We start from the raw sequence: 18094 nt of genomic DNA, 5'->3' as shown, positions 1-18094 counted from the left end.
CGCCGAGCTGCTCACCGCCCGTGTCCGCCGCGCCCGCCTCATGCAGCTGCGGGGCCGCACCGACGAGGCCCTCTCGGAGCTCGCGCTCTGCGTCGAGGAGGCGCGCACGCACGAGTGGCACCTCGAGCACTCCTTCGCGCTCAAGCACCGCGGCCTCACCTTCTTCGAGCTGGGCGAGTACGGCCGGGCGATGCGCGACTTCGACGCCGCGACCGCCCTCGGCGAGCGCGTCGGGGTCCCCGAGGAGGAGCTCGAGGTCGCGCGCCTGGGCTACGCCGCCGCCTCCGAGTTCCAGGACGGGACCGACCGCGAAGCCCGCACCGACGGCACCGCCCGCGGCCGCCGCCGCGCCGACGGCGACGAGTCCTAGGAAGCGCCACCGGTGGCCGACCTCGAGGACGTGGCCCGCTGGGCCGACGCGCTGATCGAGGAGCACCTCGACCCCTCCTGGTCCTTCGCGCTCGACCACGCGCGCACCCGCGGCGGCGCCTGCCACTGGACGCGCCGCCGGATCACGGTCTCGCGCCACCTCGCCGCCCGCTGGAGCGACGAGGAGGTCCGGCAGACCCTCCTGCACGAGGTCGCGCACGCGCTCGCCGGGCCCGACGCCGGGCACGGACCGCCGTGGCGGCGGATCGCGGCACGGCTCGGCTACACGGGATCGCGCACCCACAGCAACCCGACCGCGGACGAGCTCGCGCCGTGGGTCGGCACCTGCCCGGGCGGACACCTCTTCTACCGCCATCGCCGGCCCACCCGGCCCCTGGCCTGCGGCCGCTGCGCGCGCCGGTTCGATCCCGCGAACGCGATCCAGTGGCGGCGCCGACCGGTCCCGGCGCCGTGACCCCGGACGAGGCCCCGCACGGCGGGCGCACGCCGGTCACCGGGCAGTGGCTCCCCGAGGCCGACGGCCGGCGCTGGTGGTTCGACTCCGGAAGCCTCGCACTCGACTTCGCCACGACCGGAGCACTGCCTCCGGGAGCGGCCGAGCACCTCGACTCCGACGCCGCCCTGGCCGCCTGGCTCGCCGAGCGCTTCGAGGCGGTCGGCCCCGAGAGCCGGGACGCGTGCCTCGACGACGCGCTGATGCTCCGGGGTGCGATCGCCCGGCTGGCCGTCGCGGCCGAGGCCGGCACCGCGCTCGACCCGCGCGACGTCGACGTGGTCAACCTGGTCGCGGCGATGCCCGACATCCCGCCGGTGCTGAGCGGCGGATCGCGGCAGGCAGGACGGCTCCACGCGGCGGGCAGGCAGGCGCTCGCGTCCATCGCCCGGGAGGCCGTGGGGCTGCTGGGTCCGGCCGCGACCGGACGGCTGCGGCGCTGCGCGGATCCGGAGTGCCGGATGCTCTACCTCGACACGTCCCGAGCCGGGTCGCGCCGCTGGTGCTCGATGCAGCGCTGCGGGAACCGGTCGAAGGTCCGGGCCTACCGGGCGCGCGCCGCAACCCCGCGCGGCTGACGCACCGCCGCGGCACCGGGAGCGGCGCCGCGGCGGGACGGGTCAGTCGGAGACGCGGACCGAGCGGTCGAAGGCGACGTAGCCCGAGAAGTCCTTGCCGACGCGGTCGAACGCCGTCGGGTAGGGGTGCGGGTACGACCAGGCCTTGTCCTTCTGCAGGCCGTCGCCGGTCTGCACCGAGAAGTACTGGCACTCGCCCTTCCACGGGCAGGTGTAGGGCGTGGGGCTCTCGACGAGCACGCCCTCGGCGATGCTCGACGGCGGGAAGTACCAGTTGCCCTCGATCGAGATCAGGTCGGAGTCGGGGGCGTCGGCGAGGACGACGTCGTTGAGGACGGCTTTCATGCGGGCCAGCTTTCGGTCGGGGCGGGGGGGCGGAGGGACCGCCTCCGCCGAACGCTACGCCGGGGGCGTGCGACTGGTCGAGGCGGCGGCTCGGATCCGCAGGGGCTTGTGCGCTCCGCGGACGCCCTGCACCGCTCGGAGGCCGCGCCCGCCGGAGCGGCGGGTCAGCGGAGGACCGACACCTCGTCGACGGCGTCGACACGGGCGGCGGCGCGGACCTCGTCCGCCCGCCCCTCGGCGGCGAGCAGGCGGCCGGACTCGGACGCGGTGAGCAGATGCGCGCACGCCCGGCGCAGGCCCTCGTAGGACGCGCAGGCCACCGCCGCCTCGGGCGAGACGTGGTCGATGCCCAGCCCGATGAGCGCGTCGACGACGGCGCCGGCCGCCAGCTGGTCCTCCATCGCGAACCGCGCCGCTCCGCTGTCGTCGACGTCGCCGAGGGCGATCACGTTGACGCTGGTGCGCCCGCCGTTCTCGTGCTGGCGCTCCAGGATCCAGCGGGCGACGGCCGAGCGGTCGGCCAGGCCCGCGCGGACGACGCGGCCCTCCACTCCCCCGAGGTCGGGGCTCTCGCCTCCGGGCAGAGCGTCGACGAGCACCGTGACGTGGGCGGGGGCGAGCACGCGGAGGGCGCGGGCCCCCCACTCGAAGCGGATCTGGTAGGTCGACTGGTCGACGGCGGCGGCGGGAGCGGTCACCCTGACACGGTAGCGAGCACCGGAGGCGCATACACGTCCGGGGCTCCGCGCGCACCCGGTTCCCGCGCAGGGGCGGGCGGAGGAGGATGTCCCTCGTGAAGGTGATGCTCAAGCACGTGCTCGACACCGACGCCGACTCCGCCTGGCGCGCCCTGCAGAGTCCGGCCGTGTTCCGGGAGGTGATGTCCCCGCTCCTGACCGCCGCGTCGCTGGACGAGGGCGGCTTCCGCCCGACCTGGGGGCTCGGCTCCCACGAGGTCGCGATGGACGCCCTCGGGATCGTGCCGATGGGCGCGCAGGAGATCGACCTCTCCTACCGCCGCGTCCCCTCGATGCCCGACGTGCGGATCCTGCGCGACAGCGGCGGGCCCCTCACCGGCTCCCTCCGCCTGATCACCGCGTGGGACCACCGCATGGCCGTCGCCCCGCTCCCCGACGGGCGCACGCTCTTCCGCGACCGCCTCGAGTTCTCGGCGGGCCTCGCCTCGGCCGCGCTCTGGCCGTCGATGTGGGCGTTCTGGCAGTGGCGCGGCATCCGCATCCGCTCCCTCGCCCCGTCCTGGCGCCACGATATCGGTGCCGACACCCGCCCGCGCGGGGAGTCCGCCGCATGAGCCCCGACGGCGTCGCCGAGGAGGAGACCGAGCTGTCGCGCTCGGAGCTCCTGCGCCTCCAGTGGCCCTCCGCCGACGAGGAGGAGCAGGACGACGACGGCGTCTCGCCCCGCCGCCGCCTCACGACCGCGGTCGAGGTGTCGGACTGGCGCCGCCACGTCCAGGCCCTCTACGCGGAGGTGCGCCGGCTCTCGAACGTGGACCTGCTCGCCGCGCACGCGTCCTGGATCCGCGGGCGCAACGCGCTCTTCGCGCAGCACCCCTCCACCCCCCTCCTCCCGGCCGACCGCGCGCACTTCCGCTCGCTGCCGATCGCGCCCTACGACGCGGCCTGGCGCTTCGAGCTCGAGGTGGCCCCCGCCGAGGAGGCGCGGCGGATGGACGTGGAGACCGGCACCGACGGCACCGTCCCCTTCGAGCTGGTCGGCACGGTCGAGGTGCCGGACGCCGGCAGCCTCGACGTCTGGCGCCTCGCGTCCTACGGAGGAGGCCTGTTCCTGCCGGTCAAGGACGCCCTCGCGGGGACACCCGGCGGCACCTACGGCGGCGGCCGCTACCTCCTGGACACCGTGAAGGGCGCCGACCTCGGCCCGGGCTCCGCCCCGGGGACGCTGGTGCTCGACTTCAACTTCGCCTACAACCCCTCCTGCGCCTACGACCCGGCCTGGGCCTGCCCGCTCGCCCAGGCGGGCAACCGGCTGCCGGTCGAGGTGCCGGTCGGCGAGCGCTACCGGGGCTGACACCGACCCTGGACGTTCTCGGAGGGGCGGCCGATAGCCTCCGGGCGGCGCCGTCGTGCGCCGGAAAGCAGGAAAGCCGCATGCCCCGTCCCGTCCTCCTCGTCACCGGAACCTCCACCGGCATCGGCCGCGCCACAGCGATCGAGGCCGCGCGCGCGGGCTGGCGGGTGGTCGCCACCGTGCGGGATCCGGAGCGGGCGGAGGGCCTGCGCGCCGCCGCCGCCGAGGCCCGCGTCGAGCTCGACCTGCGGGCGCTCGACGTGACCGACGCGGACTCCGTCGCCGGCTGCCTCCGCGCCGTGGAGGAGGAGCTCGGCGGTCTCGACGCCCTCGTGAACAACGCCGGAGCCGGCCACCTCGGCACCCTCGAGCTGGAGGATCCGGAGGAGCTGCGCCGCGTGATGGAGGTCAACTTCTTCGGCACCGTCGCGGTCACCCGCGCCGCGATGCCGATGCTGCGCTCGTCCCGCGGCCGCATCGTCACCGTCTCGAGCGTCGGCGGCGCGATCGGGCAGCCGTTCAACGAGGACTACTGCGCGGCGAAGTTCGCGGTCGAGGGGTTCTTCGAGGCGCTCGCCCCGGTCGCCGCCTCCGTCGGCGTCCACGTGTCGCTGATCGAGCCGGGAGCGGTCCGCAGCAGCTTCGTCGAGAACGCCGGCATCGACGCGGCGGCGATGCTCGCGCAGGCCGGCCCCTACGCGCCGGCGCTCGGCGCCTACCTCGACCGCGCCGCGTCGTCCTTCTCCTCGACCCACGCGCAGGACCCGTCCGACGTCGCCGCCGTCATCCTGAAGACCCTGCGCGACCCGGAGCCGGCCTTCCGCGTGCAGACCTCGGACTGGGCGGGCGACTTCGTCGGCACCAAGCTGAGCGACCGCGACGGCTCCCGCGTGCAGGCCGCGATGCGCGGATGGATCGGCATCCACTAGAGTGGGGTGGTGCGAGCGCAGCGACTGCGCTCCCCCGCGTCGTAGAACGCCCCTTGTCCCCTAGGACTCTGACCGTCGAGGATCCGTCCCGACCATCTGGCGCACGTGCATGAGGCCCCCGGCCGCGCGCACCGAATCGTACGGCGAACGGATGTGACCACCGTCACCTTCGCCCGAACGCCGATCACCCGCGCCCCCGGCCACCGCCTGCGCGTCCTCGATCGGCATGATGCCCCCGAAAGGCACCACTCCATGTCGAACACCCCCCTGTCCTTCAGCGCCCTCGGCGTGCCGGCCCCCCTCGTGGCCGCGCTTACCGCGAGCGGCATCACCGAGCCCTTCCCGATCCAGGTCGACACGCTGCCCGACACCCTCGGCGGACGCGACGTCCTCGGCCGCGGCAAGACCGGCTCCGGCAAGACCCTCGCCTTCTCCATCCCGATGATCGCCCGACTCGGCGGCTCGCTCGCCGGCGGACGCCGCCGCCCCGGCCGCCCGCTCGGACTCGTCCTCGCGCCGACCCGCGAGCTCGCCACGCAGATCACCGCCGCGATGCAGCCCCTCGCCGACGCCTACGGCATCGTCACCACCACGATCTTCGGAGGCGTCTCGCAGCAGCGCCAGGTCGCCGCGCTCAAGCAGGGCGTCGACATCGTCGTGGCCTGCCCGGGCCGCCTCGAGGACCTGATGAAGCAGGGCTTCGTGAACCTCGACGCCGTCGAGATCACCGTCCTCGACGAGGCCGACCACATGGCCGACCTCGGCTTCCTGCCGGTCGTCACGCGCATCCTCGACAAGACCCCCCGCGGCGGGCAGCGCCTGCTGTTCTCCGCGACGCTCGACAACGGCGTGGACAAGCTGGTCAAGAAGTACCTCCAGAACGAGGTGCTCCACTCGGTCGACGAGGCCAACTCGCCCGTCGCGCTGATGACCCACCACGTGTTCGAGGTCGACGGCCTCGACGCCAAGAACGCGCTCGTGAAGACGCTCGCGTCCGGCACCGGCCGCCGCATCCTCTTCATGCGCACGAAGCACCACGCGAAGAAGCTCGCCAAGCAGCTCACCGGCCAGGGCATCCCCGCGGTCGACCTGCACGGCAACCTCTCGCAGGTCGCCCGCGACCGCAACCTCGCCGCGTTCGGCGCCGGCACCGTCAAGGTCCTCGTCGCCACCGACGTCGCCGCCCGCGGCGTGCACGTCGACGACGTCGAGCTCGTCATCCACGTCGACCCGCCGATGGAGCACAAGGCGTACCTGCACCGCTCGGGCCGCACCGCCCGCGCCGGCAGCGAGGGAGACGTCGTCACCGTCGTCCTGCCCACGCAGCGCAGCGACGTGAAGACCCTCCTCCGCAAGGCCGCGATCCAGGTCGCGCCCCAGCAGGTGACGGCCGACTCGGCCGCCGTCGCGAAGCTCGTCGGCGACGTCGCTCCGTACGTCACCCCCAGCGCCGTCGTCGAGCCCGTCCGCGGCCAGTCGCAGGGCGGACGCTCGCAGGGCGCCAACGCGCAGCGCAAGCGCGCGGCCCGCACCGAGGGCACCGCCGCACCCCGCGGCGGACGCTCGACGGGTGCCGCGACCGGCGGAAGCGACCGCCCCCGCCGCGACCGCACCGCCGCCGAGGGACCCGCCCGCGGAGGCCGCAGCCGCTCGGCCGCCGGTGCCCCTCGACCTCGGGCGGATCGCGCTCGTTCTACAGCACCGCGACCGGCGGAGCAGCCTCGGCCGCTCCCGCCCGCGAGTCCGCCGGCGGCGGCGCCCGCCGCGGCGGCCGCCGCGCGCAGGGCTGAACCGTTTTGTGCGCCGCGTAGCGGCGCACCGCGGTCGGCTTCAAGCACGGTCGCGACGCGCAGAGCGTGTCGCGACCGGCTAGGCCGATCCGCTCGCACGCGGATCGACCGTTCGCCTCGCGGGCAGCCGCGGAGCGGCGCACCGCGGTCGGCTTCAAGCACGGTTGCGACGCGCAGAGCGTGTCGCGACCGGCTAGGCCGATCCGCTCGCACGCGGATCGACCGTTCGCCTCGCGGGCAGCCGCGGAGCGGCGCACCGCGGTCGGCTTCAAGCACGGTTGCGATACGCAGAGCGTGTCGCGACCGGCTAGGCCGATCCGCTCGCACGCGGATCGACCGTTCGCCTCGCGGGGAGCGGCTGGTCCGGGGGCTGAGCGTTCGGCGATCGCACGTCAACGCTCGTCCTGATCAGGGCGCCGACATCACGAAGAGCCGGGGCCCGCGACTACTGGTCGCGGGCCCCGGCCCTTCGTCGTTCACGCTTCACCTCTTCGAGCGGATTCCCGCGCAGGGAGCTCCGGAAATCCTCACCGCGTCATGATCAGGCGATCCCCTGCTGCGCCGTCGTCGGGCAGGGGCGCAGCCTCTCCTCTCCCGGTCACAGAGGTCCGGTGGACGCCGGATCCACGAGCCGAACGGCCGGGTCGCGTGCCGGCGGATCGGTCCAGGCGGACGCCCGACGCTCCAGCCGGCCCGCCATGCTTGCGAGCCGACCGCGGCGCGCCGCTATCGGCGCGCAGAAGGGAGCGCCGCGGCCGATCCGCGCCGCTAGGACAGGCGGCCGACGGAAGCGAGCGCGGCGCGGATCAGCGCGCCCCGCCCGCCCTCCATCTCGGCGGAGATCGCGTCGGAGCAGGCCTCGTCGGGGGTCATCCAGGTGAGCTCGAGGGCGTCCTGGCGGGGGTCGCAGGTGCCGGTGACGGGAACGACGTAGGCGAGGGAGACCGCGTGCTGGCGGTCGTCAGTGAACGGTCCCATGCCGGGCATCGGGAAGTACTCGGCGACGTGGAAGGGGAGCGGGCTCGCCGGGAGGAGGGGGAAGGCCATCGGGCCGAGATCCTTCTCGAGGTGGCGGAACAGCGCGTCGCGCAGCGTCTCGCCGTACATCACGCGGCCCGAGACGATCGTGCGGGTGATCTGGCCGGAGGGGGTCGCGCGCAGGAGCACGCCGACCTCGGTGACCTGCCCGAGCCCGTCGACCCGGACGGGCACGGCCTCCACGTACAGCAGCGGGAGCCGCCGGCGGATCTCGGCGAGTTCGTCGTCGGACAGCCACCCGGAGTTCGGGTCAGGGGTGCGCACGCTCATGCAGCCATTCTCACCCTTCGCGGCTGGTGTTCCGACCGGCGGCGGCGATCCCGCACTCAGGGGGATGATGGTGCGATGGGAATCGACGCGAACGCGGTGCTGTGGTCCTCCTCCGAGCGCGACCGCGTCGGCAGGCCCCTCCTGGTGCTGCTGCACGGCTACGGCTCGCACGAGGGGGACCTGTTCTCGCTCGGCGCCTACCTGCCGCTGGAGCCGGTCCTCGCGTCCCTCCGGGCGCCTCTCGCCCTGGGCGGCGGGGCGAACGCGTGGTGGCCCCTCCGTGTCCCGCTGGTGCCGGACGAGCCGCGGGCCGATCCCGAGGCCGTCGAGGCGGCGGCGGCCGGTGTGATCGAGTGGCTCGACGGTCTGGAGCACCCGGGCCCGGTGGGGCTGCTGGGCTTCTCCCAGGGCGCCGCGCTGGCGGTGCAGCTGCTGCGGCGCGCGCCTGGCCGCTTCGCCTTCGCGGTCGCCCTGTCCGGGTTCGTGGTCCCGCTCGCCGAGGGCGACGACGCGGACGAGCGGCTCGCCCGCGAGCGTCCGCCGGTGTTCTGGGGCCGCGGGACGCTCGACACGGTGATCCCGGAGGAGCTCGTGCGGGACGCGGCGGCCTGGTTCCCGGAGCACACGGCGCTCGACGCCCGGGTCTACGAGGGCGTCGCCCACGGAGTCGGGCAGGCCGAGCTCGCCGACATCGGCACGTTCGTGCGTCTCGGCTTCGCCTGACGGGCGGACTCCCCCGCGTCAAGGGCTCGCCCCCGGGCCGCGGCCCCGGCAATGTCGGAGGTGGCAGGGAGGATGGATGCATGCCGGACATCCTCGAGCGCTTCTCCCCCGCCACGCGTGCGTGGTTCGAGGGCGCGTTCCCGGCGCCGACCGCCGCCCAGGAGGGCGCCTGGTCGGCCATCTCGAGTGGAGCGCACGCCCTCGTGGTCGCTCCCACCGGCTCCGGCAAGACGCTCTCGGCCTTCCTCTGGGCGATCGACCGGCTCGTGCAGGGCCCGCCGCCGGAGGATCCGCAGCACCGCACGCGCGTGCTCTACGTCTCGCCGCTGAAGGCTCTCGGCGTCGACGTCGAGCGCAACCTCCGCTCGCCGCTCGTCGGCGTCACCCAGACGGCGCTGCGGCTGAGCGCCGAGGGCATCGGCAGCGCGCCGGCCACGGTCACCGTCGGGGTGCGGTCGGGAGACACGCCCGCCGCCGAGCGGCGCGTGCTGCAGAAGACGCCGCCGGACATCCTGATCACGACCCCCGAGTCGCTCTACCTCATGCTCACCTCGGCGGCGCGCGAGTCGCTCCGCGGCGTCGAGACGGTCATCGTCGACGAGGTCCACGCGGTCGCGTCGACCAAGCGCGGGGCGCACCTCGCCGTCTCCCTCGAGCGGCTCGACGCCCTGCTCCCGAAGCCGGTGCAGCGCATCGGCCTCTCGGCGACGGTGCGCCCGCGCGAGGAGGTGGCCCGGTTCCTCGCCGGCCGCTCCCCGGTCGCGATCGTGGCTCCGGCGTCCGAGAAGCAGTGGGACCTCAGCGTCGTCGTCCCGGTCGAGGACATGTCCGAGCTGGGGACGGCGGCTCCGCAGGACGGATCGACGATGGGGGCCACCGGTCCGCAGAGCGGGTCGATCTGGCCGCACGTCGAGGAGTCGATCGTCGACCGGGTCCTCGCGCACACCTCCTCCATCGTCTTCGCGAACTCCCGCCGTCTCGCCGAGCGGCTGACCGCCCGGCTCAACGAGATCTACGCCGAGCGCCGCGAGCTCGCCGCGGAGCGGGCGCGCGAGGCGGGCGAGCCCGTCGCCGTCGGGGCCCTGCTCGCCGAGGCGGCCTCCTCCTCCGTCCGCCGCTCCCCGGCCGAGGCGATGGGAGCGGCCGGGGGCACGAGCGGCAGCGGGCAGTCCGCGCCCGACGAGGAGCCGCTGCTCGCCCGCGCCCACCACGGCTCGGTGAGCAAGGAGCAGCGCGCGATCATCGAGGACGACCTGAAGTCCGGCCGCCTGCGCTGCGTGGTCGCGACCTCGAGCCTCGAGCTGGGGATCGACATGGGCGCGGTCGACCTCGTCGTCCAGGTCGAGACGCCGCCCTCGGTCGCGAGCGCCCTGCAGCGCGTGGGTCGAGCCGGCCACCAGGTCGGCGAGGTCTCGCGCGGGTCCTTCTACCCCAAGCACCGGGCCGACCTTCTCCACTCCGCCGTGACGACGGAGCGGATGCGCTCGGGCCTGATCGAGGCGATCGCCGTCCCCGCGAACCCGCTCGACATCCTCGCGCAGCAGACCGTCGCCGCGACCGCCCTCGAGAGCCTCGACGTGGACGACTGGTTCGACACCGTCCGCCGCAGCGCCCCGTTCGTGTCCCTGCCCCGCTCCGCCTACGAGGCGACCCTCGACCTGCTCTCGGGCCGCTACCCCTCCGACCAGTTCGCGGAGCTGCGGCCGCGCCTCGTCTGGGACCGCGACGCGAACACGCTCACCGGCCGGCCCGGCGCCCAGCGCCTCGCCGTCACCAGCGGCGGCACCATCCCCGACCGCGGGCTCTTCGGCGTGTTCATGGTCGGCGAGCCGGGCTCGACCGGCAACCGCGTCGGAGAGCTCGACGAGGAGATGGTCTACGAGTCCCGCGTCGGCGACGTCTTCGCGCTCGGAGCCACCAGCTGGCGCATCCAGGAGATCACCTACGACCGCGTGATCGTGACGCCGGCGTTCGGCGAGCCCGGGCGCCTCCCGTTCTGGAAGGGCGACTCGCAGGGGCGCCCCGCCGAGCTCGGCGAGGCGATCGGGGCGTTCACCCGCGAGGTGGGCGCCGCCGCCCCCGAGACGGCCCGCGAGCGCTGCACGGCGGCCGGGCTCGACGAGTACGCGACCAACAACCTCCTCTCCTTCCTCGACGAGCAGCGCCTGGCCACAGGGCAGATCCCGGACGACCGCACCCTCGTGCTCGAGCGCTTCCGCGACGAGCTGGGCGACTGGCGGCTGGTGCTGCACTCCCCGTACGGGATGCAGGTGCACTCGCCGTGGGCGCTCGCCATCGGCGCTCGCGTCCGCGAGCGGCACGGCGTCGACGGAGCGGCCATGGCCGGGGACGACGGCATCGTCGTGCGGATCCCCGACACCGAGTCTGAGCCGCCGGGCTCCGAGCTGTTCCTGTTCGAGCGCGAGGAGCTGGAGCAGCTGGTCACGAGCGAGGTCGGCGGCTCCGCCCTCTTCGCCGCCCGGTTCCGGGAGTGCGCGGCGCGGGCGCTCCTGCTTCCCAGGTACAACCCGGGCAAGCGCTCCCCGCTCTGGCAGCAGCGGCAGCGGGCGGCGCAGCTGCTCGACGTCGCCCGCACCTACCCGACCTTCCCGATCATCCTCGAGACCGTCCGCGAGTGCCTCCAGGACGTCTACGACCTGCCCGCGCTGCTCCGGCTCGCCGCGCGGCTGGACGGGCGCGAGCTGCGGATCCTCGAGGTCGAGACGCCGACCGCCAGTCCGTTCGCGCGGTCCATGCTCTTCGGCTACGTCGCTGCCTTCATGTACGAGGGCGACAGCCCGCTCGCCGAGCGTCGTGCCGCGGCGCTCTCGGTCGACGCGACGCTCCTCGGCGAGCTGCTCGGTCGGGCGGAGCTGCGCGAGCTGCTCGACCCGGCCGTCCTCGCGCAGATCGAGCGCGAGCTGCAGCGCGTCGAGCCCGAGCGCCGCCTCCGCGGGCTCGAGGGCGCCGCCGACCTGCTCCGGCTGCTCGGCCCGCTGACGCTCGATGAGCTCGGGGCGCGCCTGGTCGACGAGTCGGTCGCCTCGGCGGACGTCGCGAAGGCGCCCGCGATCGAGCGTGCGGTGCTCGAGGCCGACGTGGCCGCACTCGTGAAGGCCAAGCGCGTCCTGCCCGTGGGCCTCGGCGGCGAGCAGCGGTACGCCGCGATGGAGGACGCCTCCCGGCTCCGCGACGCTCTCGGCGTGCCCCTGCCGATCGGCGTCCCCGTCGCCTTCATCGACCCGGTCCGCGATCCGCTCGGCGACCTCGTCGCCCGCTACGCGCGCACCCACGGCCCCTTCACCGCCGCCGCCGTCGCCACCCGCCTGGGCCTCGGAGTCGCGGTCGTCACCGACACCCTGCGCCGCCTCGCGGGCGAGCGCCGCGTCTCGGAGGGCGAGTTCCGCCCCACCGGCACCGGGACCGAGTGGTGCGACGCCGAGGTGCTGCGCCGCCTGCGCAGCCGCTCTCTCGCCGCGCTCCGCAAGGAGGTGGAGCCGGTGGACGCGGCCGCGTACGCCCGCTTCCTCCCCGCCTGGCAGCACGTCGGCGGCTCGCTCCGCGGCATCGACGGCGTGGCCTCCGTGATCGACCAGCTGGCCGGCGCGCCCATCCCCGCGTCCGCCTGGGAGTCGCTGATCCTGCCCGCCCGGGTGCGCGACTACTCCCCCGCGATGCTCGACGAGCTCACCGCGACCGGCGAGGTCCTCTGGGCCGGCGCGGGCACCCTGCCCGGCAACGACGGCTGGGTGAGCCTCCATCTCGCCGACACGGCAGGGCTGACCCTCCCCGTCCCCGCCGCCGAGTCCGTGACCCTGACCGAGCTCCAGCAGGAGATCGTCGGCGTGCTCGGCTCGGGCGGCGGCTACTTCTTCCGCCAGCTCTCCGACGCCGTCGGCTCCACCGACGACGCGGGCCTCGTCGAGGCGCTGTGGGAGCTGGTCTGGGCCGGGCTCGTCACGAACGACACCCTGGCGCCGCTGCGCACCCTCGTCGGCTCGACCGGCGGCGCCCACCGCCAGCCGCGCGCCCCCGCCCGCGCCCGCGCGCCCCGGGGCCGGATTACCGCCCGCCCCACGATGGCCACCCGCGTGGGGCCGCCGACCGCCGGCGGCCGCTGGTCGATCGTGCCGCTCGCGGAGTCGGACGCGACGATCCGCGGGCACGCGCTCGGCGAGACGCTGCTCGAGCGGTACGGTATTGTCACCCGCGGCTCCGTGCAGGCCGAGGGCGTCCTGGGCGGCTTCGCCCTCGCCTACAAGGTGCTGAGCGGCTTCGAGCAGCAGGGCCGCGCCCGGAGGGGCTACTTCATCGAGAAGCTGGGAGCAGCGCAGTTCGGCACCGCCGGCAGCGTCGACCGGCTCCGCACGTTCGCCCCGCAGGACGAGGCGCAGGGGCGCTCACGACCGGTGCTCGCGCTGGCGGCGACCGACCCCGCCAATCCGTTCGGCGCCGCTCTGCCGTGGCCGCAGGGCGAGGGGCACCGCCCCGGTCGGAAGGCCGGCGCGCTGGTCGCCGTCGTCGACGGAGCGCTCGCGGTCTACCTCGAGCGCGGCGGCAAGACCGCCCTCACCTTCACCGCCGACGAGGCGGCCCTCGCCGACGCGGCCGGCGCCCTCTCGCAGCTCGTCCGCTCCCGCGGGGTCGAGAAGCTGACCGTCGAGAAGATCGACGGCGTCTTCGCGCTCGGCACGCCCTTCGGCGACGCCCTCGTCGCCGCCGGCTTCGTCGCGAATCCGCGCGGCCTGAGGATGCGCTCGTGAGCGCCGGAGGGAGCCCGCGTGCCCGAGGGTGACACCGTCTACCGATCCGCCCACAACCTCGCCGAGGCGCTGGACGGCGAGGTCCTGACCCGGTGCGACGTCCGCGTGCCGAAGTACGCGACGGTCGACCTCACCGGCGAGACGATCGACGAGGTCGTCCCCCGCGGCAAGCACCTGCTGATGCGGGTCGGCGACGCGCTGATCCACTCCCACCTCAAGATGGAGGGCAGCTGGCACCTCTACGCCCGCGGCGAGGGCGAGCGGCCGAAGTGGCACCGGCCGGCGTTCCAGGCCCGGATCGTCCTCGAGACCGAGGACTGGCAGGCGGTCGGCTTCGAGCTCGGACTCCTCGAGATCGTCCCCCGCTCGGCCGAGGAGGACGTGGTCGGCTACCTCGGCCCCGATCTGCTCGGCGCCGACTGGGACGCGGACGAGGCGCTGCGACGCCTGTCCGCCGATCCGGAGCGGCCGATCGGGCTCGCGCTGCTCGACCAGCGGATCATGGCCGGACTCGGCAACGTCTACCGCGCCGAGCTGTGCTTCCTGCGCGGCGTGCTGCCCGCGCGCCCGGTCGGCGGGAGCGGCGACCTCGTGCGCACCATCGCGCTCGCGAAGCGGCTCATCACCGTGAACCGCGAGCGGATCGAGCGCACGACGACCGGCAACCTGCGCCCGGGCCAGCAGCTCTGGGTCTACGGCCGCGACCGCAAGCCGTGCCGGCGCTGCGGCACTCCGATCGAGCGCGGTGAGCTCGGCGACGACGAGCTGCAGCTGCGGGTCACCTACTGGTGCCCGCACTGCCAGAGCTGAGGGGCTACTCCTCGACCGCGGAGCGGCGCCCGGGGACGTGCTTCTCGTGCACGCCGACGTCCGTCAGGCGCTCGATGCGGTCGACGTGGCGGCCTGGCTCGCCGCCGTCCGCGACGATCCAGCTGCCGACGAGGAGGAACCCGTCGCGGCCGCCGGCCGTCAGCGGGCCCGTGATCGTGAACGACCCGAGCGCCGGAGTCGAGAACGCCACGCGCACCGGGTCCCCGTGCTCGAGCCCCTCGGCCGAGCGCTCCCCGCCGACCTCGTCGGCGTCCGGAGCCAGGGCGATGCTCTGGATCTCGGTCCCCGTGCCGAGGAAGACGTCCGCGACGACGAGCTCGCCGCCGACGGCCTGCCGGACGACCCCCTCGATCCCGTAGAGGCCGTAGCGCGGTGAGCGGACGAGGACGCGCACCGAGTCGCCGATCGCGACCTCGGCGAGAGCACCCCGGATCGAGGCGACGTCCCTCCGCGCGGGAGGGGCGGACAGGGCGTCGAGGATCGGGCTGGGCATCCGATCAGGGTAGCCGCTCCGGGAGCGCACCCGCCCGGCGGATCGGCGGCGGATCCCGGGCGGCCGGGGCGTCGGGTCGCCTGGGCCGCCGACGCCGCGCGCGAGCGACGGAGCGCCGGCCGGAGGGCTCCTGCACCGCGAGACCCCGGCACTGCGGCGACACCGGCACCGCCGGGAGACGCCGGTACTGCGGCAGGCACCGGCACCGCCGGGAACGACGAAGGCCCCGCCTGAGCGGGGCCTTCGGACGATGCGGAGTCGGTGGGATTTGAACCCACGGAACCCAATAAGGGTTCTCCACCTTAGCAGGGTGGTGCACTCGACCGGACTATGCGACGACTCCTGAGCGCCCGCTGGCGGACGCACGACGACCATCATAACCGCACGCGCGAGGGCCTCGCGACACGGGCGCCCGCCCCTCCGCGGGAGGGCGAGAAGCCGCCTACTGGTCCGACAGGGGCCGGCCGATGGTGCAGGTCTCCTGCTGCGCGGTCTGCCCGGAGACGTCGCTCGGGAGGGTGACCGGTCCGTCGGGTGCGCTCGTCGCGGGGCCGTCGGTCGTGGGGGTGTCCGTGGCCGGCGACTCCGTGGCCGCCGGAGCGCCGGTCGCCCCGGGCTCCTCCCCCGTCGACTGCGAGCCGCCGCCGGTGGTGCCGCTCAACGCGATCGGCTGGTCGGCGAGGAGCGCCGCGTTCAGCGCCGCCGCCGCGTCCTCGCTGGGGTACACGCCGTTGCCGTCGATGAAGGTCGGGAACTGCACGAAGACCACGTTCGCGAGGTCGACGTCCTTCACCGCGAGGCCGATCGACACGAGGGTGTTCACGTTCTCGAGCGAGGTGGAGAGCTGCATGTTCGAGACGGCCGCCTTCGCGAGGCCGTAGAGGTTCACCGGGTTCGAGAGCGTCGACGCGCTCTTCACCTTGCGCACCAGCGATGAGAGGTACACCTGCTGGCTCGAGATGCGGGTGAGGTCGCTGCCGTCGCCGACGCCGTGCCGGGTGCGGAGGAACGCCAGCGCCTCGGCGCCGACGAGCGTGTGCGTGCCCGCGTCGAGGTTCAGCCCCGTGTACTCGTCCTGGATCGGGGTGGCGACGCAGACGTCCACTCCGCCGACCGCGTTCGACATCTCGATGACGCCCTCGAACTGGATGAGCGCCGCGTAGGGGATCTCGAGCCCGGTCAGCTGCTCGACCGTCTGCACGGTGCACGCCAGCCCGCCGGCCTCGAGCGAGGTGTTGATCTTCGCCGAGTCCACCGCGTCCGAGACGGCGCCGGTGGCCGGGTCGGTGCAGGAGGGGATCGGGACGTAGAGGTCGCGGGGGAAGCTGACGACCTCCACGGTCGAGTGGTCGGCCGAGATGTGCATGAGCATCGTGACGTCGTTGAGGTTCTCGGCACGCTCGCCGTAGGCCCCGGCGGCCGATCCGTCGGCGCTGTCGCTGCCGGCGAGCAGGATGTTGACGCCGCCCTCGATCGCCCCGATCTCGGGCACGTCGCCTCCGCCCGAGTCGATCCCTAGGTCGACGGACGGACGCGCGCTCCCGGCGATCAGCGAGGCGGCGATCGCCACGATGCAGACCGCGCTGAGCACGCCGACGCCCACGCAGGCCGCGAGGATGCGTGCGGCGAAGCGCACGCCGCTCGGGCGGCGCAGGCGGCCGTGCCGTGCTGCTGTGGTCCGGGTGGACGCGCGTTCGCTCATCGGGTCGTACTCTCTCTCGGCTGCGGGACGCGTGTCGTCCCGGAGTCAGCGCGCGAGGTGGAGAGCACCCGTGGTGCCGCCCGCCCTCGGCTCAGCCGAAGAAGCCGACCGAGCAGGTCTGCTGGTCGGCGCTCTGGCCGGTGACCGATTCTGGCAGGGCAACCTTGGATCCGTCCTCGGGAGTCGCTGCAGGAGTGCCGGGTGCCGCCTCGGCCGTCGCCAGCGGATCCGCGGTCGCCGGGCCCGACGGAGCGGCGGTGTCGGCCGGAGCCGCCGCCTCGCCCTCCACGGTCGCGCCGGCGCCCGTGCCGCCGGTGATGGCGATCGGCTGATCGGTCTGCAGGGCGCTCGCCAGGACGTCGCCCGCGGCGCGGTCCGGCTCCACCCCGCTCGGAGTCGCCCCGGTCGGGTACTGCGCGAAGACGACGTCCGCGAGGTCGACGTCCTTCAGCGCGAGTCCCATCTGGACCATCGTGTTCACGTTGTCGAGACCGGTCGAGAGCGTCATGTTGCCGAGCGCCGCCTTCGCGAGACCGTAGAGCGCGACCGGGTTGATGAGGGTGTCCGCGCTCTTGATCTGGCGCACGAGCGCCGAGAGGAAGACCTGCTGGTTGCTGATGCGGGTCAGGTCGCTGCCGTCGCCGATGCCGTGGCGGCTGCGGAGGAACTGCAGCGCCGCCATGCCCTCGAGCGAGTGCACGCCCGGCTCGAGGTAGGTGTTCGTGTAGGGGTCCGCGATCTCGGTCGCGACGCAGACGTCGACTCCGCCGACCGCGTTCGACATCTCGATCACGCCGTTGAACTGCACGACCGCGCCGTAGTCGACCCGGACGCCCATGAGGTCCTCGACGACCCCCGCCACGCAGCCGAGGCTGACGTCGCCGCCCATCGCCTCGTTGATCTTGGTGTCGTACCGGGCGGGGATCGTCTCACCCGTGGCAGCGTTCACGCACTCCGGGATGTCGACGTACATGTCGCGGGGGAAGCTCACGACCGTCGCGTTGCTGTGGTCGGCCGAGACGTGCATCAGCATGTTGACGTCGTTGAGGACGCTCGTCTCCTCGTCGGGGTCGCCGTAGGCGTCGCCCTGGCCCTTCCGCGAGTCGCTGCCGACGACCAGGACGTTGAAGCCGCCCTCCAGTGCGCCGATCTCCGGAGCGCCTCCTGCCTCGACGCTGGAGCCGGCCGCGACCGGGTGCAGGTCGACCGAGGGCTGCACGGATTGGACGATCAGCGTCGCCGCGATCGCGACCACCGACACCGAGGCGACCACGCCGACACCGCCCACGAGGGCGGCTCCCTTCACCAGGGTCCGCGCGAGGGTGTGCCGCTTCTGGCGGCCGTGCCGCACGAAGGGGCGCGGCGTGCGCGGAGTGTCGCGAGTCTGTGTCGAAGGGCCCGTGCGGCGCATCCGTCTCCCGGTGTCGAGGCGTCAGTGGTGCGGAGGTGAGGGCCGGGCGTCGATCCCGGGCGTCGCGCAATCCTATACAGAGGGCTGGCGCGTTCCGAAGGAGAGCGGGCAGGCCTCCGTCGTCGCGCGCCAGGACTGGCGTCGGAAGGCGCCGGCGGGAAGCGACGCGAAGAACGGGACTCCGCGGCGGACGGCGTGGCGGAGGGCGTGGGATTCGAACCCACGAGACGTTTCCGCCCACCAGTTTTCAAGACTGGCTCCATCGGCCGCTCGGACAGCCCTCCCG

Annotated in this window: 15 protein-coding genes, 2 tRNA genes and 1 pseudogene; 10 read left to right on the top strand and 8 right to left on the bottom strand. The window is 74.2% G+C overall.

Annotation, left to right across the window (positions count from 1 at the left end; genetic code table 11):
* The first annotated feature begins 40 nt into the window (after nucleotides 1-40).
* Genes GTU71_RS16250 through GTU71_RS00175 form a run of 3 tightly spaced genes read left to right on the top strand, consistent with a single transcriptional unit; the run spans nucleotide 41 to nucleotide 1461 of the window.
* Nucleotides 41-370 carry a hypothetical protein gene (locus GTU71_RS16250; protein WP_181027192.1) on the top strand — a complete coding sequence of 110 codons (330 nt, stop codon included), beginning with the start codon at nucleotides 41-43 and terminating at the stop codon, nucleotides 368-370.
* Nucleotides 371-382: 12 nt separating this feature from the next.
* The gene (locus tag GTU71_RS00180) at nucleotides 383-844 is read left to right on the top strand and encodes a SprT-like domain-containing protein (protein WP_159939068.1); all 462 of its coding nucleotides are present in this window, start codon (nucleotides 383-385) and stop codon (nucleotides 842-844) included.
* Nucleotides 841-1461 carry a CGNR zinc finger domain-containing protein gene (locus tag GTU71_RS00175; RefSeq protein ID WP_159939067.1) on the top strand — a complete coding sequence of 207 codons (621 nt, stop codon included), beginning with the start codon at nucleotides 841-843 and terminating at the stop codon, nucleotides 1459-1461. The genes GTU71_RS00180 and GTU71_RS00175 overlap by 4 nt, the downstream gene beginning before the upstream one ends.
* A gap of 42 nt (nucleotides 1462-1503) precedes the next feature.
* Here the strand turns inward: GTU71_RS00175 and GTU71_RS00170 are convergent, their stop codons facing one another.
* Entirely contained in the window at nucleotides 1504-1806 is a 303-nt protein-coding gene (locus tag GTU71_RS00170; RefSeq protein ID WP_104224584.1) for a DUF427 domain-containing protein, read from the bottom strand.
* 164 nt (nucleotides 1807-1970) lie between these two features.
* Nucleotides 1971-2504 carry a 2-phosphosulfolactate phosphatase gene (locus GTU71_RS00165; RefSeq protein ID WP_159939066.1) on the bottom strand — a complete coding sequence of 178 codons (534 nt, stop codon included), beginning with the start codon at nucleotides 2502-2504 and terminating at the stop codon, nucleotides 1971-1973.
* A gap of 86 nt (nucleotides 2505-2590) precedes the next feature.
* On the opposite strand from GTU71_RS00165, the gene GTU71_RS00160 reads away from it, so the two are divergent.
* The 4 genes and pseudogenes from GTU71_RS00160 to GTU71_RS16570 all read left to right on the top strand — a co-directional run.
* Nucleotides 2591-3118 carry a hypothetical protein gene (locus GTU71_RS00160; RefSeq protein WP_244230595.1) on the top strand — a complete coding sequence of 176 codons (528 nt, stop codon included), beginning with the start codon at nucleotides 2591-2593 and terminating at the stop codon, nucleotides 3116-3118.
* The gene (locus tag GTU71_RS00155; protein ID WP_104288464.1) at nucleotides 3115-3858 is read left to right on the top strand and encodes a DUF1684 domain-containing protein; all 744 of its coding nucleotides are present in this window, start codon (nucleotides 3115-3117) and stop codon (nucleotides 3856-3858) included. The genes GTU71_RS00160 and GTU71_RS00155 overlap by 4 nt, the downstream gene beginning before the upstream one ends.
* 80 nt (nucleotides 3859-3938) lie before the next feature.
* Nucleotides 3939-4787: an SDR family oxidoreductase gene (locus GTU71_RS00150; protein ID WP_159939065.1), complete on the top strand. Its 849-nt coding sequence runs from the start codon at nucleotides 3939-3941 to the stop codon at nucleotides 4785-4787.
* Between the two features lie 252 nt (nucleotides 4788-5039).
* Nucleotides 5040-6371, top strand: a pseudogene (locus GTU71_RS16570) (DEAD/DEAH box helicase); the annotation flags it as partial.
* A 974-nt stretch (nucleotides 6372-7345) separates the two neighbouring features.
* Here GTU71_RS16570 and GTU71_RS00140 read toward each other — a convergent pair.
* Nucleotides 7346-7885 carry an NUDIX hydrolase family protein gene (locus GTU71_RS00140; RefSeq protein ID WP_104225113.1) on the bottom strand — a complete coding sequence of 180 codons (540 nt, stop codon included), beginning with the start codon at nucleotides 7883-7885 and terminating at the stop codon, nucleotides 7346-7348.
* Between the two features lie 75 nt (nucleotides 7886-7960).
* On the opposite strand from GTU71_RS00140, the gene GTU71_RS00135 reads away from it, so the two are divergent.
* The 3 genes from GTU71_RS00135 to GTU71_RS00125 all read left to right on the top strand — a co-directional run bounded on the left by GTU71_RS00135 (nucleotide 7961) and on the right by GTU71_RS00125 (nucleotide 14181).
* A complete protein-coding gene (locus GTU71_RS00135) occupies nucleotides 7961-8608 on the top strand; it encodes an alpha/beta hydrolase-fold protein (RefSeq protein ID WP_104260904.1) in 648 nt (215 codons plus the stop codon).
* 80 nt (nucleotides 8609-8688) lie between these two features.
* Complete coding sequence (locus GTU71_RS00130) at nucleotides 8689-13371, top strand: ATP-dependent helicase (protein WP_159939064.1); 4683 nt, start codon at nucleotides 8689-8691, stop codon at nucleotides 13369-13371.
* A gap of 18 nt (nucleotides 13372-13389) precedes the next feature.
* Nucleotides 13390-14181: a DNA-formamidopyrimidine glycosylase family protein gene (locus GTU71_RS00125; protein ID WP_159939063.1), complete on the top strand. Its 792-nt coding sequence runs from the start codon at nucleotides 13390-13392 to the stop codon at nucleotides 14179-14181.
* Nucleotides 14182-14185: 4 nt separating this feature from the next.
* On the opposite strand, the gene GTU71_RS00120 is transcribed toward GTU71_RS00125, so the two are convergent.
* The 5 genes from GTU71_RS00120 to GTU71_RS00100 all read right to left on the bottom strand — a co-directional run bounded on the left by GTU71_RS00120 (nucleotide 14186) and on the right by GTU71_RS00100 (nucleotide 18092).
* Nucleotides 14186-14695: a hypothetical protein gene (locus GTU71_RS00120; RefSeq protein WP_104233937.1), complete on the bottom strand. Its 510-nt coding sequence runs from the start codon at nucleotides 14693-14695 to the stop codon at nucleotides 14186-14188.
* A 253-nt stretch (nucleotides 14696-14948) separates the two neighbouring features.
* A tRNA-Ser gene (locus GTU71_RS00115) sits at nucleotides 14949-15038 on the bottom strand.
* Nucleotides 15039-15137: 99 nt separating this feature from the next.
* The gene (locus GTU71_RS00110) at nucleotides 15138-16397 is read right to left on the bottom strand and encodes an LCP family protein (protein ID WP_159939062.1); all 1260 of its coding nucleotides are present in this window, start codon (nucleotides 16395-16397) and stop codon (nucleotides 15138-15140) included.
* A 91-nt stretch (nucleotides 16398-16488) separates the two neighbouring features.
* A complete protein-coding gene (locus GTU71_RS00105; protein WP_244230593.1) occupies nucleotides 16489-17703 on the bottom strand; it encodes an LCP family protein in 1215 nt (404 codons plus the stop codon).
* A gap of 301 nt (nucleotides 17704-18004) precedes the next feature.
* Nucleotides 18005-18092, bottom strand: a tRNA-Ser gene (locus GTU71_RS00100).
* Between the last annotated feature and the right edge of the window lie 2 nt (nucleotides 18093-18094).

The sequence above is a fragment of the Rathayibacter sp. VKM Ac-2762 genome, from assembly GCF_009866585.1.
Taxonomy (GTDB): domain Bacteria; phylum Actinomycetota; class Actinomycetes; order Actinomycetales; family Microbacteriaceae; genus Rathayibacter.
The sequence above is the reverse complement of the archived record's forward strand: the minus strand, read 5'-3'. Positions and strand labels throughout refer to the sequence as shown.